11 protein-coding genes are annotated in these 14420 nt (G+C 69.3%); 3 read left to right on the plus strand and 8 right to left on the minus strand.

The genetic code is table 11. From position 1 onward, the window contains the following. The first annotated feature begins 110 nt into the window (after positions 1-110). Together ACFXJL_RS02400 and ACFXJL_RS02405 are read left to right on the plus strand one after the other, a co-directional pair. Positions 111-1394: a ThiF family adenylyltransferase gene (locus ACFXJL_RS02400; RefSeq protein ID WP_384688543.1), complete on the plus strand. Its 1284-nt coding sequence runs from the start codon at positions 111-113 to the stop codon at positions 1392-1394. A gap of 39 nt (positions 1395-1433) precedes the next feature. Next, positions 1434-2879, plus strand: coding sequence for an ABC1 kinase family protein (locus ACFXJL_RS02405; protein WP_384688546.1), 1446 nt, complete (start codon positions 1434-1436; stop codon positions 2877-2879). Positions 2880-3550: 671 nt separating this feature from the next. On the opposite strand, the gene ACFXJL_RS02410 is transcribed toward ACFXJL_RS02405, so the two are convergent. The 5 genes from ACFXJL_RS02410 to ACFXJL_RS02430 all read right to left on the minus strand — a co-directional run bounded on the left by ACFXJL_RS02410 (position 3551) and on the right by ACFXJL_RS02430 (position 7392). Then, a complete protein-coding gene (locus ACFXJL_RS02410) occupies positions 3551-3754 on the minus strand; it encodes a hypothetical protein (RefSeq protein WP_384688549.1) in 204 nt (67 codons plus the stop codon). A gap of 90 nt (positions 3755-3844) precedes the next feature. Continuing rightward, positions 3845-4168 carry a hypothetical protein gene (locus tag ACFXJL_RS02415; RefSeq protein ID WP_358876129.1) on the minus strand — a complete coding sequence of 108 codons (324 nt, stop codon included), beginning with the start codon at positions 4166-4168 and terminating at the stop codon, positions 3845-3847. After that, positions 4165-4533, minus strand: coding sequence for a WhiB family transcriptional regulator (locus ACFXJL_RS02420; protein ID WP_329023089.1), 369 nt, complete (start codon positions 4531-4533; stop codon positions 4165-4167). The genes ACFXJL_RS02415 and ACFXJL_RS02420 overlap by 4 nt, the downstream gene beginning before the upstream one ends. 194 nt (positions 4534-4727) lie before the next feature. Continuing rightward, positions 4728-5054, minus strand: a complete 327-nt coding sequence (locus ACFXJL_RS02425) for a hypothetical protein (RefSeq protein ID WP_384631325.1) — start codon at positions 5052-5054, stop codon at positions 4728-4730. Between the two features lie 163 nt (positions 5055-5217). Beyond that, a complete protein-coding gene (locus ACFXJL_RS02430; RefSeq protein ID WP_384688553.1) occupies positions 5218-7392 on the minus strand; it encodes an ATP-dependent DNA helicase UvrD2 in 2175 nt (724 codons plus the stop codon). A gap of 269 nt (positions 7393-7661) precedes the next feature. Here ACFXJL_RS02430 and ACFXJL_RS02435 point away from each other — a divergent pair, with 269 nt between their 5' ends. Further along, positions 7662-7916 (plus strand): mycoredoxin, encoded by a 255-nt coding sequence (locus ACFXJL_RS02435; protein WP_329023082.1) that lies wholly within the window; start codon positions 7662-7664, stop codon positions 7914-7916. Between the two features lie 292 nt (positions 7917-8208). Here the strand turns inward: ACFXJL_RS02435 and nudC are convergent, their stop codons facing one another. The 3 genes from nudC to ACFXJL_RS02450 form a co-directional block, all read right to left on the minus strand. Next, positions 8209-9120 (minus strand): NAD(+) diphosphatase, encoded by a 912-nt coding sequence (gene nudC, locus ACFXJL_RS02440; RefSeq protein ID WP_384631874.1) that lies wholly within the window; start codon positions 9118-9120, stop codon positions 8209-8211. 141 nt (positions 9121-9261) lie between these two features. Next, positions 9262-10656, minus strand: a complete 1395-nt coding sequence (locus ACFXJL_RS02445; RefSeq protein WP_358876132.1) for a dipeptidase — start codon at positions 10654-10656, stop codon at positions 9262-9264. A 10-nt stretch (positions 10657-10666) separates the two neighbouring features. Continuing rightward, positions 10667-14341, minus strand: a complete 3675-nt coding sequence (locus ACFXJL_RS02450) for a UvrD-helicase domain-containing protein (RefSeq protein WP_384688556.1) — start codon at positions 14339-14341, stop codon at positions 10667-10669. Positions 14342-14420 lie beyond the last annotated feature (79 nt).

The following is a 14420-nucleotide window of genomic DNA, read 5'->3' on the forward strand; positions in this document are numbered from 1 at the left end:
ACCAGACGGGGACCCACGCGATCCCGACATGCCCAAAGACACATTTGTGTCCCATGTGTGTGCCATGCGTGTGTGCTCTATGTGGTCGACATCTTCGACGGGGAGTTGTTATGCATCCGATGGTGAAGCCCGCACTGCGACGGGCATGGCGAGAGCGACAGACCGTGCAGTTCGGCGTGACACCCGCCCACGCGGTGGTGGTCGGGCCGATGGACCCGGCCACCGGGAGCCTCCTCCAACTGTTCGACGGAACCCGGGGGCTGCCGCTGTTACGCAAGGAAGCCCATGCGATGGGCCTCCCCGACGGGCAGACGGACGCGTTGATCGGCCGCCTCACCGCAGCCGGACTACTCGACGATCCGACCGCGGGCGGGCCTGCCGCCGATGTGCTGCGCGCCAAACCCGGTCGGCTTCAGCGTCTCCGGCCCGATCTGGCGTCGCTCTCGGTGGTCCACCCCGGGCCGGGCGCCGCGATACGACATCTGGCGGCCCGCCACGCGATGCGAGTCCAGGTGCGCGGTGCAGGTCGGGTCGGCGCAGCCGTGGCAGCACTGCTGTCCGCGGCCGGTGTGGGGCGCGTCGACACCCTCGATGGCGGGTGCGTCGAACCTGGGGATGCGGCTCCCGGCGGCCTGTCGCCGGGAGCCGTGGGTGAAAGGCGTGAGGTCGCGGCCCGTCGGCTGGTGCGCGACAGCGCGCCGCACCCCGCGCCACGGGCCGGAAGGCGCACCAGTGGCTTGCCCACACGGACCACGACTCCTGATCGCGGACCCACCGCACGGGAGGAAGGTCCCGACCCTCACCCTCGCCCTCGCCCTCGCCCGCCGTCCGGAGGCGGAGTCCCGGCGACGAGTTGCTCGGAACCTGCGGTCTCATTGATCGTGGTCTGCCCTCGCGACGGCCTTTCGGCGTATGCACCCGATCCGGCACAAGCCGAGCATTGGATCACCACCGGGACGCCTCATCTCTACGCCGGGGTGGTGGAGGCCACGGGCTTCGTGGGTCCTTTGGTGCTGCCCGGTGGGTCCGCCTGCGCCGGCTGCTGGGAACGGTGCAGGGCCGATGGGGACCCGGGATGGCCACGCCTGCTCGCTCAGTGGCGCTCGGGGAGCCGAAGGAACGCGGTGCCCGCGTGTGACATCTCTCTCGCCGCAACCGTGGCCGGGTTGGCCGCGGCGCACACGCTGTCGTTCCTCGACGGGGGCCTACCGTTGAGCGTTGGCGCACGCTGGGAGGTTGCCCAGCCGATGCTGAGCTGGCGGTCGGAGCGCCTCCGAGCACACGAGGCTTGCGGCTGCGGCGCAGCTGGGAAAAGTGAGGGGGCCGAAACCTCGGGCTCGACGTCCACTCACGAGACAATGGACCATCCGCAGTCAACGGAGTCAGGGCCGTAGGACGCACGCGGCGCAACTGTCTGGGTTTTGGAGGGGCTTATGTCTGATCTTCCCCGGAAGGCGGTCACTCGGACCGCCAAGTTGGCCGCACTGCCCTTGGGGTTCGCCGGCCGAGCCACCTGGGGGCTGGGCAAGCGCATCGGTGGCAAGTCCGCTGAGCTCGTCGCCCGGGAGCTGCAACAGCGCACCGCTGATCAGCTCTTCAAAGTCCTCGGTGAGCTGAAAGGGGGGGCCATGAAGTTCGGGCAGGCGTTGTCCGTCTTCGAATCGGCTCTCCCCGAGGACATCGCGGGTCCCTATCGCGCCGCGCTGACCAAGCTCCAGGACGCGGCTCCGCCGATGCCGACACGGACCGTGCACAAGGTACTGACGGAGCAGCTGGGGAGCGACTGGCGGGAGCTGTTCTCCAACTTCGAGGACAAACCGTCCGCCGCCGCGTCCATCGGACAGGTTCATCGCGCCGTCTGGCACGACGGGCGTGAGGTCGCGGTGAAGGTGCAGTATCCGGGCGCGGGCGAAGCACTGCTCTCCGATCTGACACAGCTGAGCCGCTTCGCAAAGCTGCTGGGCCCACTGATTCCCGGGATGGATCTCAAACCACTGATCAACGAGCTGCGCGACCGGGTGTCGGAGGAGTTGGACTACGGTCTGGAGGCACAAGCACAGCGGGAACACGCCGAGGAGTTCGCGGACGACCCCGATGTGCTGGTGCCTGAAGTGGTCCACCAGTCCGATCAGGTGCTGGTGACGGAGTGGATCGACGGCATTCCCCTGGCCGAGGTGATCGCGGACGGCACGGTGGAGCAGCGGGACCGAGCCGGGCAACTGTTGGCACGCTTCCTCTTCTCCGGCCCTGCGCGGACCGGGCTACTGCACGCCGATCCCCATCCTGGGAACTTCCGGCTCCTTCCCGATGAGGACGGCGAGGGCTGGCGGCTTGGCGTACTGGACTTCGGAACAGTCGACCGGCTGCCCGGCGGGCTTCCCCAGCCCATCGGCGACTGTCTTCGGATGGCGCTGGAGGGCGAAGCAGACATGGTGTACGAGCTGTTGTGTGCCGAAGGCTTCGTCAAGGACGAGATAGAGCTCGACCCCGAAGCGGTACTGGAGTACCTCGTACCGATCATCGAACCTGCCGACCTGGAGGAGTTCACCTTCACCCGGCAGTGGATGCGCACGCAGGCTGCGAGGATCGCCGACATCCGCTCCCCCGCCCACCAACTGGGCAAGCAGTTGAACCTGCCGCCGGCCTATCTACTGATACACAGGGTGACCCTGAGCACCATTGGCGTCCTGTGTCAGCTCAATGCCAGCGTGCGGCTCCGGGACGAACTGGAGGCATGGGTACCAGGCTTCCTTCCGGAAGATGAAGACAGCAGTCTGGCAAGCGCAGAGTTCCCTGAGCAGACTGAGAGCGCTGAGAACGCTGGGAGTGCCGAGTGCGCAGAAGCCACCGAGACTGCGGCGAGTCCCGGCGGACAGTAGCTGGTTGGCCGCGCCCTCTCAGGTCGCGCCATCGCATATCGGCTGGGCCCGAACGCGGAGCGGCCACCAGCACAGGAGTGACGAGTACCCAAGCACCAAGCACCAAGCACCAAGCACCAAGCACCAAGCACCAAGGCTAGGCAGATGGGCGCTGTCTGGTCGGGGACGGACACGGGACATCACCGGGAGCCGGGCGCACAGGGGTGGCATGCGCACTCACCCTGACGGTCCGAGGCAAGGCGACCAGACGCATGCCCGCGGAGCAGCCATGCGTCACAACAAAGGGGTGGGAGGGGGAGGGGAGGGGGGAGGGCCCCCAGCGGGAAGCAGAGACTTCCCATCGCCGAGCTCAGTGCCCCTCGCACCCGTCTGCACACCTGGCCGTCGCCTAGGTCCAGGTGCTCGGCGAAAGCCCGCTCGCTCAGAAGTCAGCGTCGAGACTTCGGAGCGCTCTCCTCTCTCACCCGCTTCGCCCCATCCCTCACACCCTGCTTGAGCAGTCCGATCAGAGCTGAAGCCGAGGCGCTGTCGGTCAGTCCCTGGGCAGTGGGACACGGGTCCGTCGCTGCGTGGCTGGTGGGGCGGCGCTCTAGGTCGAGCGAAGCTGTGCGGCAACGGGCGGAGTCTGCGACTGATCGTGACGGCGGCGTCTCCGGGCCCCACGGCCGGTGTCACCACCAGTTGGAGTCGAGTCTGCTTTCGATCGATCTGATGTTGGCGCGGGCGCAGTCGTCGCAGTAGTGGCGACGGCTTCCGTCCTCCATGGAGTAGGTCCAGGTGGCCGGGGCTCCCTCGCCTTCTGCGGTTCTACCGCAGCGGGCACACACGATGTGCTGGGTATCCGACGGCTCCGGGCAGGGCTGCTGCTGGTCCACGAAGTGACGATAACCCCGGTGCGACGGGCAGTGGAGACAACGCACCGCAGGGGCCGGTCCGTCGGACCGGCCCCTGCGAGGTTCGTGTTGTCAGTTCATGACGGCCATGGCGAGCGCACGGCGAGCGCGCAGAGAAACACGCTCGGCGCGGCGCTGCATGCGTCGGGCGGTCAGGAGCCGAATGGCTCTGCGCTCGCTCTCCACCTCACGCATGCGGTCGTGCATATGCGCACGAGCCAGGGCTTCTGGGATGAGTTGCATTTCGCGGGTCCTGTTCTGGCGCGAGGCGTTCGCGCCGGTGGTGCTGACGTCTGGGGTCGCGGAGCCGGAGGGCTCACTCGCGGAAGAGGGCATGGGGGCCTGCTTCTTGGGTTCGTGCGTGAGGGGGCGGTCGATGGTCCCGATGATGTTCATGCCGAGACCGGGTTCTTGCGCGGACGCCCACGGGGCCGCTTGCGGGCTACGACGACTCCCTGGACGAAGAGCTCTCCGCCCCACACACCCCACGGCTCACGCCGCTCTTTGGCACCGGCAAGACATGCCTCCATGAGCGGGCAGGTGCGGCAGAGGGCCTTGGCGTACTCCACGTCGGCGGGCGACTCGGCGAAGAAGACCTCGGGGTCGTAGGAGCGGCAGGGAACGGGTACGCCCAGGTTCTCGATGGCGTCGTCGAGCGCGGTGAGCGCAGTCAGCGGGGTCAAGGTGGAGTCCTCCGGGCGGACACGCGGGGGGATGGTCTCGGAAGGCGGTACGGACGGGGCGTGCGCTTCGAGTTGCACGGTGGTGTCATTCCTCGTCTTGTTCGGTCCGGCCGGTTGGCCGGTTGGTGGTCCCCCGGGCGAACCGGAGGGCTGGTACCGGGTGGTGCTGTCCCGAGGCCCCTTCGCTCTGACTCCCTGGTTTTGGGGAAAACAGAAGGGCCGCGGTACCCGAGTGGGGTTCCGCGGCCCTGAAGGCGCCGGCCTGATCTACCTCAGGCTGGATCACTCCAGGGTTCGAGCCCGCGGAAGGCCCACTTCATGTCGTGCTGCGTCTGCTTCTTGGTGCCGGCACTGGCTGCCGCAAAGGCATAGGCATTAGCCCTTGCCGCTGCTACTCCTGCTTCCAGTGCCTTGGTCGGTCGCTCGATCCGCTCCAGGACGGGGAATCCGCCCAGGGGAGCCAGAGGCATCTCTGCGGAGAAGCTGGACACACCGGTGCCATGGAGCGACGCGGAGAAGCCGAGCGAGCAGGCGGAGACGACGACCGAGCGATCGGTCAATTTCACGGCGGTGTTGAAGCTGGTGTTGTTGCTGATCACTGGACTCGCCTCCTCTCGGCGTCTCGGGGACCGGCCGGGGCCGGTCGCTGTATTCGGATAAGTACACCACGATGACAGTGCTTCGGAGAAGCGCTGTTCGCGTGGTTAAGAACCTATGGTGAGCGCTGGTGCGTGCGCAAACTATTTTTCCGACGAGTTTCGCTCAGTCTTCGTCTTCACCCTCGTCAAGCTCCTGGCCTGCGCAGATGGCGAGGACATCGGTTCCGAAACGGTCCAGCTTGCGGCCACCGACTCCGGAGATGGCAGACAGTTCGCGCTCGTCCCCCGGGACCACTTCGGCGATCGCCATGAGCGTCTTGTCGGTGAACACGCAATAGGCGGGTTGCCCGAGCTGCTTGGCTTGGCCGGCGCGCCACTCCCGCAACCGTTCGTAGAGTCCTTCGTCCATGTTGGAGGGGCAGTCCTCGCAGCGCATCAGCTTCATCTCGCCCGCGTCCGTGAGCGTCTTTCCACAGACTCGGCACAGGGCTGGGCCCCGGCGCTTTCGGCGTCCGCCGGCCCCCCGCTCGATCCCGCCTTGGCCGCCGGCGCCTCGGGCCCCAGCGGCTGTGCTTCCCGGTCGCATTCCGTTGAGGAAACGTGTGGGGCGCCGAGTGGCTCGACCGCCGGGTGAGCGGGCCAGTGCCCAGGACAGGGCGAGGTGGAACCGGGCTCGGGTGACACCGACGTAGAGCAGGCGTCGCTCTTCCTCGACCTGCTCGTCCGTCTTGGCGTAGGTGATCGGCATCATGCCCTCGGTGAGGCCGACCAGGAACACCGCATCCCATTCGAGGCCCTTGGCCGAGTGGAGGGAGGCGAGGGTGACGCCTTGGACGGTGGGTGCGTGTTGGGCTGCTGCCCGCTCGTCCAGTTCGGCGACGAGATCGGTAAGGGTGGCCCCGGATCGGGCGCGGGTGAAGTCCTCAGCGAGCCGCACCAGGGCGGCCAGGGACTCCCAGCGGTCCCGTACCGCTCCGGAGCCGGCCGGAGGCTCTGTTGTCCACCCCTTGGTGGAGAGGACCGCACGCACCTGGGAGGGGAGGTCCTCGGCGTCGTCGAGCAGGGAGTCATTGCCGCCGGCGCGGGCGGCACCGCGTAGGGCGACCCCGGCTTCCCGCACTTCCTGACGCTCGAAGAAGCGCTCGGCTCCGCGCAGCTGGTAAGGCACTCCGGCGTCGGCGAGGGCTTGCTCGTAGACCTCGGACTGGGCGTTGATGCGGTAGAGCACGGCGATCTGCCCGGCGGGGACGCCTTCGGAGATCAGCTCTCGGATGCGGCGCGCGGTGCCTTCGGCTTCGGAGGGTTCGTCCGCGTACTCCGTGTAGGACGGCTCGGGCCCCGGGTCGCGCTGTGAGATCAGTTCGAGCCGGTGCTCTGCGGCTCGGCCGTGGGCCTGGCTGAGCAGGCCGTTGGCGAGGTGGACGACCTGGGGGGTGGAGCGGTAGTCGCGGACCAGTTTCACCACGGTCGCCGAGGGGTGCCGGGTGCGGAAGTTCAGCAGGTGGTCCGGGGTGGCTCCGGTGAAGGAGTAGATCGTCTGGCTGGCGTCGCCGACGACGCAGAGGTTGTCGCGGTCGCCGAGCCAGAGGTCAAGCAGGCGCTGCTGGAGCGGGCTGACGTCCTGGTACTCGTCGACCACGAAGTGGTGGTACTGGCGGCGGATCTGGTCGGCGATGTCGTGGCGGTCCTGGAGGATGCCGACGGTGAGGAGCAGGACGTCCTCGAAGTCAATCACCGCGCGATCCCGCTTCAGCTGCTCGTACATTCCGTAGATTTGGCTGATTTCCGATGAATCGCGAGGGGCATCACGAAGGGATTTAGCGACGGCGGCAGGATAGTCAGAGGGAACCGTTTGGGTGACTTTCGCCCATTCGATCTCGCTGGTGACATCGCGCAGCTCGTTGCGATCAAGGCGAATCCGGCAGCGGGCAGCAGACTCGGCCACCAGTTGGATCTTGCGCTCCAGAAGTCGGGGCAGATCACCACCAACGGCTTTTGGCCAAAAATACTGGAGCTGTCGCAGGGCCGCGGAGTGGAAGGTGCGTGCTTGGACACCGCCCGCGCCCAGTTCCCGGAGCCGTCCTCGCATCTCTCCCGCAGCACGGTTGGTGAAGGTGACGGCGAGCACGCTGGAGGGCTGGAGGATGCCGGCTCGGACACCGAAGGCGATGCGGTGGGTGATCGCTCGGGTCTTCCCGGTGCCGGCACCGGCCAGCACGCACACGGGACCGTGCAGGGCGGTCGCCACTTCGCGCTGCTCGGGGTCGAGCCCGTCGAGCACCGCGTCGGCCGACTCGGGGACCTGCGGGAAAAGGGAGGAGTGCGTTGCTGCTGTCACCCTGCCATGCTGCCAGGTCCGCGGAGGCGGGCGCGGCGGTTGTCCACAGGGGAGCCGGAGTAGTCGTATGAATCGCCGCCGATCGACCGACCCCGCTGGCTCGGACACCGACGAAGGCGAAGGCGAAGGTGCTCGTCCTGCCGTGCATCGGCCGGGGGCGGCGGCGATGCCGGATTCGGGAATGGTGGCCGGAGCCCGTGCGTTTGACCTGGTGCGCGCGCACCAGCGGGTGCGTGGGGTCGCCGTGAGACGAAGGAGCACGAGGGACGATGTCGGGCACTGTGACGATGTACAGCACCACGTGGTGCGGATACTGCCGTCGGCTGAAGGGCCAGATGGATCGCGAGGGCATCGCGTACACCGAGATCAACATCGAGCAGGACCCGGAGTCCGCGGCTTTCGTGGAGAAGGCGAACGGCGGCAACCAGACCGTGCCGACCCTCCTCGTGATTTCTCCCGCTGGGAGCGAGTCGGTCATGACGAACCCGAGCCTGGCCCAGGTGAAGCAGGCGCTTGCCTCCTGATCCCCCGTACGCCCGTGTGTCCATGTCTGTGATGGTCTGTGATGTCGGAGGGGCCCCGCGAGCGCGGGGTCCCTTCCGCGTTCACCGGGCCTCGCTTCGCGCGTCGTTGAGCTCCGCTCCGATGCCGTGTCCGGATGGTCGGCTGCATTTGAGACCGGGCGGGACCGAGGCGGACCGAGGCAGGATCGGGGCAGGTGTGACGTCCGCCCTCAGGTGCTGCCGACACGATGACTGCTTCCCTCACCCGTCCGTCGGTCGGGTCCGGGCCGGCTGCTGCGTGGGAAAGGCGAGGTCAGAGTCCGCTGCCGGGCCTGGGCAGCGGCTGGCCGTACCACCGTTCGATCAACCGGGCAGCGATGGAGATGCCGTACGGCGGGAGCACCTCGCCGGACTCGAATGCCTTGCGCAGGTCGTCCCGGGAGAACCAGCGGGCCTCGTGCAGTTCTTCGCCGTCGACGGTGATGTCGGACGAGGTGGCGCGGGCGGTGAAGCCGAGCATCAGGCTGGAGGGGAAGGGCCAGGGCTGGCTGGCGACGTACTCGACCTCGCCGACGGTGACCCCGGCCTCCTCCCACACTTCCCGACGTACGGACTGTTCGATGGATTCGCCGGGTTCGACGAAGCCGGCGAGGGTGGAGAAGCGCCCTTCGGGCCAGTGCAGCTGGCGTCCGAGGAGTGCCCGGTCGTCCTCGTCGGTGACGAGCATGATCACAGCCGGGTCGGTCCGCGGGTAGTGCTCGGCGCCGCACGCCTGGCAGCGGCGGATGTGACCCGCGGCGGCGATGACGGTCCGGTCGCCGCAGCGGGAGCAGAAGCGGTGCAGCCGCTGCCAGTTCTCCAGGGCGACCGCGTGGACCAGGAGCGCCGTGTCGCGCGGGGAGAGCAACAGTCCGGCTTCGCGCAGTCCGGCCGGGCGGGCTGACTGGTCGATCCGGCCGGGGAGAGCGTCCTTCTGGAGGGCGAAGTAGCGCACGCCGTCCTCGTCGGTGCCGAGGAAGTATCGGTGGGTCTCGGTGACGGGGGCTTCGAAGGCCGGGGTCATCACCAGTTCGGTGCGGCCGTCGGGGGTGTCGTCGATCAGTGCCTGGCCGCCGCAGACCACGAACACCCTGGTGGTCGGGTGGCTCCAGGCTGCCGCCAGCCATGCCTCGTCGAGCCGGTGGTGTGCCTGGCGGTCGATTCCGCTGGGCGCGGTGAGGCTCACGGGCGCGGTCGGGCCCTGGTGTTCGCCACGGTCCGCGCGATCGGTGCGGTCCGGTTCTTCGGTGCGGTCCGCAGGTGCATGGCCGTTAGTGCTCACGTACTTCCATCTCCCCCGGTGGATCGGGATTCGGTTCTGCGCGGATCAGCTGTGGGTGGCGAGGTCGCTCCACAGGTGTGCGGCCGTCTCGACACCCTTGAGCAGGAGGTCCACCTCGACCTTTTCGTTGGGTGCGTGCCAGCCGTCGGAAGGTACGGAGATGCCCAGGAAGAGCACGGGCGCGCCGAGGACGTCCTGGAGGTCGGCCGCGGGGCCGGAGCCGCCTTCGCGGGTGAAGAGGATCTGCTGTCCGTCGAAGGCTCGGCTCATGGCGCGGACGACCGACTGGAGTGCCGGATGGTCGAGCGGGGTCAGGCAGGGGCGGGTGGAGGGGGCGAATCCGATGTCGAAGCGGATGCCGTCCGGGATGAGGTTGGTGATCCAGCGGCTGACCGCCACTTCGATCGCGTCGGGGTCCTGCCCGGCGACCAGGCGGAACGTGAGCTTCAGCCGGGCGGACGCGGGGATGATCGTCTTGCCGCCCGGGCCTTGGTAGCCGCCGCCGATTCCGTTCACCTCTGCGGTGGGGCGGGCCCAGATGCGTTCCAGGGTGGAGTAGCCGGCCTCGCCCAGCGTGGCGTGCGAGCCCGCGGTGGCCAGCCAGGCGGCTTCGTCGAACGGCAGCTTCGCGAACAGCGCCCGTTCGGCATCGGTGAGCGGGGTGACGTCGTCGTAGAAACCGGGGATGGCGACGCGTTCGTCGGCGTCGTGGAGGGAGCCGGCGATCCGGGCCGCAATGGTCGCCGGGTTGGGTACGGCGCCGCCGAACGATCCCGAGTGGATGTCCTGGTCGGGGCCGTGCAGTTCCACCTCGCACTCGGCGAGGCCGCGCATTCCGGTGCAGACCGTGGGGGTGGTGGGCGACCACATGCCGGTGTCCGACACGATCACCGTGTCGGCGGCGAGGCGGTCCTTAGCGCTCTCGATGAGCGAGCGGAAGTTCGGGGACCCGGACTCCTCCTCGCCTTCGATGAGGAGTTTGAGATGGACGTCGGGCGCGCTGCGGCCGGTGCTCGCGAGGTGCGCCCGAACGCCGAGGGTGTGGAAGAAGACCTGGCCCTTGTCGTCCGCGGCACCGCGGCCGTACAGCCTGCCCGCTTCGGCGCGCGGCTCGAAGGGGTCGCTGTGCCAGCCGTCCTCGGGTGCCGCGGGTTGGACGTCGTGGTGGCCGTAGACGAGGACGGTGGGTGCGTCGGGGTTCTGCGACGGCCATTCGGCGAACACCGCGGGCGCACCCGGTGTCGTCCACACCTCGACGGTGGGGAATCCCGTCTCGCGCAGCTTGGTCGCGAGCCAGTCGGCGCTGCGCCGGACGTCCGCCGCGTGTTCGGGCTGGGCCGAAACGGAGGGGATGCGCAGCCATTCCACCAGGTCGTCGAGGAAGGCGACGCGGTGCTGCTCGATGTACTGGCGGACGGCGCTGTCCGGGGTGTCGCTCATATCAGTGAGCCTAACGGGCGTCGGTGAGCCCTTCCTCCGCCGTCTCGCCCAGCAGGATGCGTTCCAGGTCGGCGCGGTCGGGCAGGGCCTGGGGGCGTACGACCTCTCCGCTGCGTACGAAGACGAAGGCCGCTTCGACGGCGTCCGGGGCGAGGCCGTGCTGCTCGGCCCAGGCGAGGCGGTAGATGGCGAGTTGGAGGGGGTCGGCCGTGAGGGTGCGGCTGGTCTTCCAGTCCACGATCTCGTACGCATGGGTGGTCAGCCCGTCCGGAGTGGTGGCGGTGGTGCGGTAGACGGCGTCGATGCGGCCCCGGATGACCCGGCCGGCGAGGGTGATCTGGAAGGGCGATTCCATGCGGTGGGGTGTGCGGCGGGCGTAGGGGGTGCGTTCGAACGCTTCCTTGAGGGCGGCGAGGTCGTGCTCGTCGGTGATCTCGGAGTGATCGGTGCCGTGGTCGTCCGGGTCGGCGCCGGGGAGTTCTTCGGGGCCGAGCATGGGCAGGGGGAGCTCCTCGAAGCGGGATTCCACCCAGGCGTGGAATCGGGTGCCGCGTCGGGCTGCGGGCTGGGGCGGGCGGGGCATGGGCCGGGCCAGGTCCTGGGCGAATCCGTCGGGGTCGGCGGCCAGCCGCATCAGCTGGGAGGCGGTGAGCGATGCGGGGAGCGGGACGGTCCGTGTGGTCGAGCGGGAGCGTTGGAGTTCACGGGTGAGGGCCTGGAGGTCGCGGTCCCAGGAGGCGATGGCGCGGGCTTCCTCCGGGGTGGTGGCCTCGGCTTCTCGTCGGGGGTGGGGAAGGTCACGCCGGTCCCGGCCGGTCTGGCGGGGGTGGGCGCCGTCCGCGTGGTGTGGCTCGGGTGCGGGGGCATCGGATGCGCCCTCGGTCTCGTGTTCTTCGGCCTGCTCGCTCCCGGTCGGGTGCCTCTCCGGTCGCGGCGGCGCGACTTCGTCGTGCGGCACGTCGTCGTCAGGTGTCCCCGCGTACGGGCTGGTGTCGTACGGCTCGTCCTCATCGGGGGTGGGCTCGTAGGGATCGGGTGTGTACGGGTCGGGTTCTTCCCATCCGGCGGGGAAGAGGTCGTCTTCGACGGCGGCAGGTGCCGGGGCGTCGACGTGGGTGCGCCTGGACTGTTCGGGGTACGGGGGCTCGGGGTCGCGGTGCGACCGGGTGTCCCGGGGGTCGTGATCGTGCGTGGCGGAAGCGAGGTGGGCCCGTACGAGATCGGCGGCGTGGCGTCGGCGGACCAGGGAGTCCGCGTCCAGGGGGAGCGGCCAGGCCCGCTCCGGTCCTGACTCCTGGAGGACGGGGTTCTCCAGGTCTGCCGGCGGTGTGTCCGCCCATGCCTCGATGTCACCGTGGCCCTGGGCGCAGTGTTCGTACAGGGCTTCCAGGAAGGCCGAGGGTCCGCGTTTGCGCTTCTGGGTGGGGCCCCACCAGTGGCCCGAGGCCAGGAGCAGCGAACGGGGTCGAGTGAAGGTGACATAGCCGAGGCGGAGCTCTTCGGTGTGCTGGTGGGCCTTCATGGCGTCCTTGAAGGCTTTGATCCCCTTGGCGTCCCAGGAGCCGAGGTCGGGGAGGGTCGCCGCGTCCCCGCGGAGCGCGTGGGGCAGCACCCGGGCGTGTGCGGTCCACGCCTCGCGCGGCTGATCGCTGGGGAAGTGCTTGGCGACGAGTCCCGGCACGGCGACCACGTCCCACTCCAGGCCCTTCGACTTGTGGGCGGTGAGCACTTTGACGGTGTTCTCGCCTCCGGGCAGCGCGTTGTCCAGGCCCTTCTCGTACTGCGCGGACGTGCGCAGGAAGGCGAGGAAGGCGAGGAGGGTGCTGTCCGTGTCGAGGGCGGCGAAGCCGGCCGCGACGTCGAGGAAGTTGCCGAGGGTCTCGCGGCGGCGGGCGGCGAGTGCATGGGGGGACGCGGACAGTTCCACGTCGAGGCCGGTCGTGCCGAGGACGCGGTGGAGCACGTCCATGAGGGGGTCGGCGAGGGCTCGTCTGAGTTCGCGCAGTTCGGCGGCGAGGCGGGCGAAGCGGCGTCGGGCCTCGGCCGAGAACGGCAGACCGTCCTCCGGGTGGCCTCCGCCGGCGTCGAGGAAGGTGTCGAGGGCGTCGGCCAGGGAGGTGACCTCGGCCGGGTCGGTGCCCTCGACGGCCGCGGCGAGGCGCTCGTCCGGGTCGTGGTCGTCGGCGGTGGCGCGGTGCACGAGCAGTCGGGCGCGGCGTCCGAGGAGGGCGAGGTCGCGGGCGCCGATGCGCCAGCGCGGGCCGGTGAGGAGCCGGACGAGCGAGGCGTTCGCCCCGGGGTCCTGGAGGACTTCGCAGACGGCGACGAGGTCGGCGACTTCGGGGAGGTGGAGCAGTCCGGACAGTCCGACGACTTCTACGGGAATGTCCCTGGCGACCAGGGCGCCCTGGATTTCGGGGAAGTCGGCGGCCGTACGGCACAGCACCGCTATCTCGCCGGGCGACTTGCCGGTGCGGACGAGATGGGCGATGGAGTCGGCGAGCCAGTCGATCTCCTGGGCGTGGGAGGGGAGCAGGGCGATGCGGACCGATCCGTCCCGCTCGGCTCCCGGCGCGGGCCGTAGGGCTTCGACGCCTTCGTGCATGGCCCGCAGGGGGGTGGCGAGGTCGTTGGCGAGGTGGAGGAGCCGGCCGCCGCTGCGGCGGTTCTCACTGAGCGAGTACCGGGTGGCGGGGGTGCCGTCCGCGGCGGCGAAGTGGTCGGGGAAGTCGTCGAGGTTGGCGACGGAGGCTCCGCGCCAGCCGTAGATGGCTTGGCAGGGGTCGCCGACCGCGGTCACTGCGTGGCCGGTGCGCTGGCCGAAGAGTCCGGAGAGGAGGAGCCTTTGGGCGACGGAGGTGTCTTGGTACTCGTCGAGCAGAACGACCCGGAACTCGTTCCTGAGCGTCGCCCCCACGGCGGGTCTGGTGAGGGCCAGGCGGGCGGAGAGCGCGATCTGGTCGCCGAAGTCGAGGAGTTCGCGGGTGCTCTTCGCGGCGCGGTAGCGAAGGGTCAGTTCGAGGAGCTCACGGCGGGCGGCGGCGGTCTCGGGGATCTTGCGGAGGTCTGCGTTGGAGAGGGTGCCGTGGTCGAGGTCGCGGAGCAGTTCGGTGTCGTACGCGGCGAGGTCTTCCGGCTCGACGAGGTGCTCGGACAGCTCGGCGTCGAGGGCCAGCAGATCGCTGACCAGCAGGGGGAAGGAGCGCGTCAGGGACGGGTAGGGGCCGGGGGCCTCGCGCAGGACGCGGGCGGCGAGCTGGAAGCGGGTGGCGTCGGCGAGCAGTCGGGCGGTGGGTTCCAGCCCGATGCGTAGTCCGTGGTCGGTGAGCAGTTGTCCGGCGAATGCGTGGTACGTGGAGATCCGGGGCTCGCCCGGGGGGTGGTCGGGGTCGATGATGTCGGGATCGGTGACGCCGGCTTGGACGAGGGCCTTGCGGACGCGTTCGGCGAGCTCGCCGGCGGCCTTGTTGGTGAAGGTGAGCCCGAGGACCTGTTCGGGTGCGACCTGGCCGGTGCCGACGAGCCAGACCACGCGGGCGGCCATGACCGTCGTCTTCCCCGAGCCGGCTCCGGCCACGATGACCTGCGGGGCGGGCGGCGCGGTGATACAGGCCGTCTGCTCCGGGGTGAAGGGGATGCCGAGGAGCTCCTTGAGCTGTTCGGGGTCGGTCAGGCGCGCGGTCACAACGAATGAGGCTAACGGGCGCCGGTGACAGTCGGTCCCGGGAAGCCCCTGCGGTGCGGTGGGTGCGGGCGCATGCCGG

Source organism: Streptomyces sp. NPDC059256 (assembly GCF_042753785.1).
In the GTDB taxonomy this organism is placed as follows: Bacteria; Actinomycetota; Actinomycetes; order Streptomycetales; family Streptomycetaceae; genus Streptomyces.

Bases quoted from the DNA above. Each gene is read 5' to 3' on its own strand.
- ACFXJL_RS02415 (WP_358876129.1), bottom strand. From the start codon at position 4,168: ATGAACATCATCGGGACCATCGACCGCCCCCTCACGCACGAACCCAAG.
- ACFXJL_RS02445 (WP_358876132.1), bottom strand. From the start codon at position 10,656: ATGAGCGACACCCCGGACAGCGCCGTCCGCCAGTACATCGAGCAGCAC.
- ACFXJL_RS02435 (WP_329023082.1), top strand. From the start codon at position 7,662: ATGTCGGGCACTGTGACGATGTACAGCACCACGTGGTGCGGATACTGC.
- ACFXJL_RS02400 (WP_384688543.1), top strand. From the start codon at position 111: ATGCATCCGATGGTGAAGCCCGCACTGCGACGGGCATGGCGAGAGCGA.
- ACFXJL_RS02405 (WP_384688546.1), top strand. From the start codon at position 1,434: ATGTCTGATCTTCCCCGGAAGGCGGTCACTCGGACCGCCAAGTTGGCC.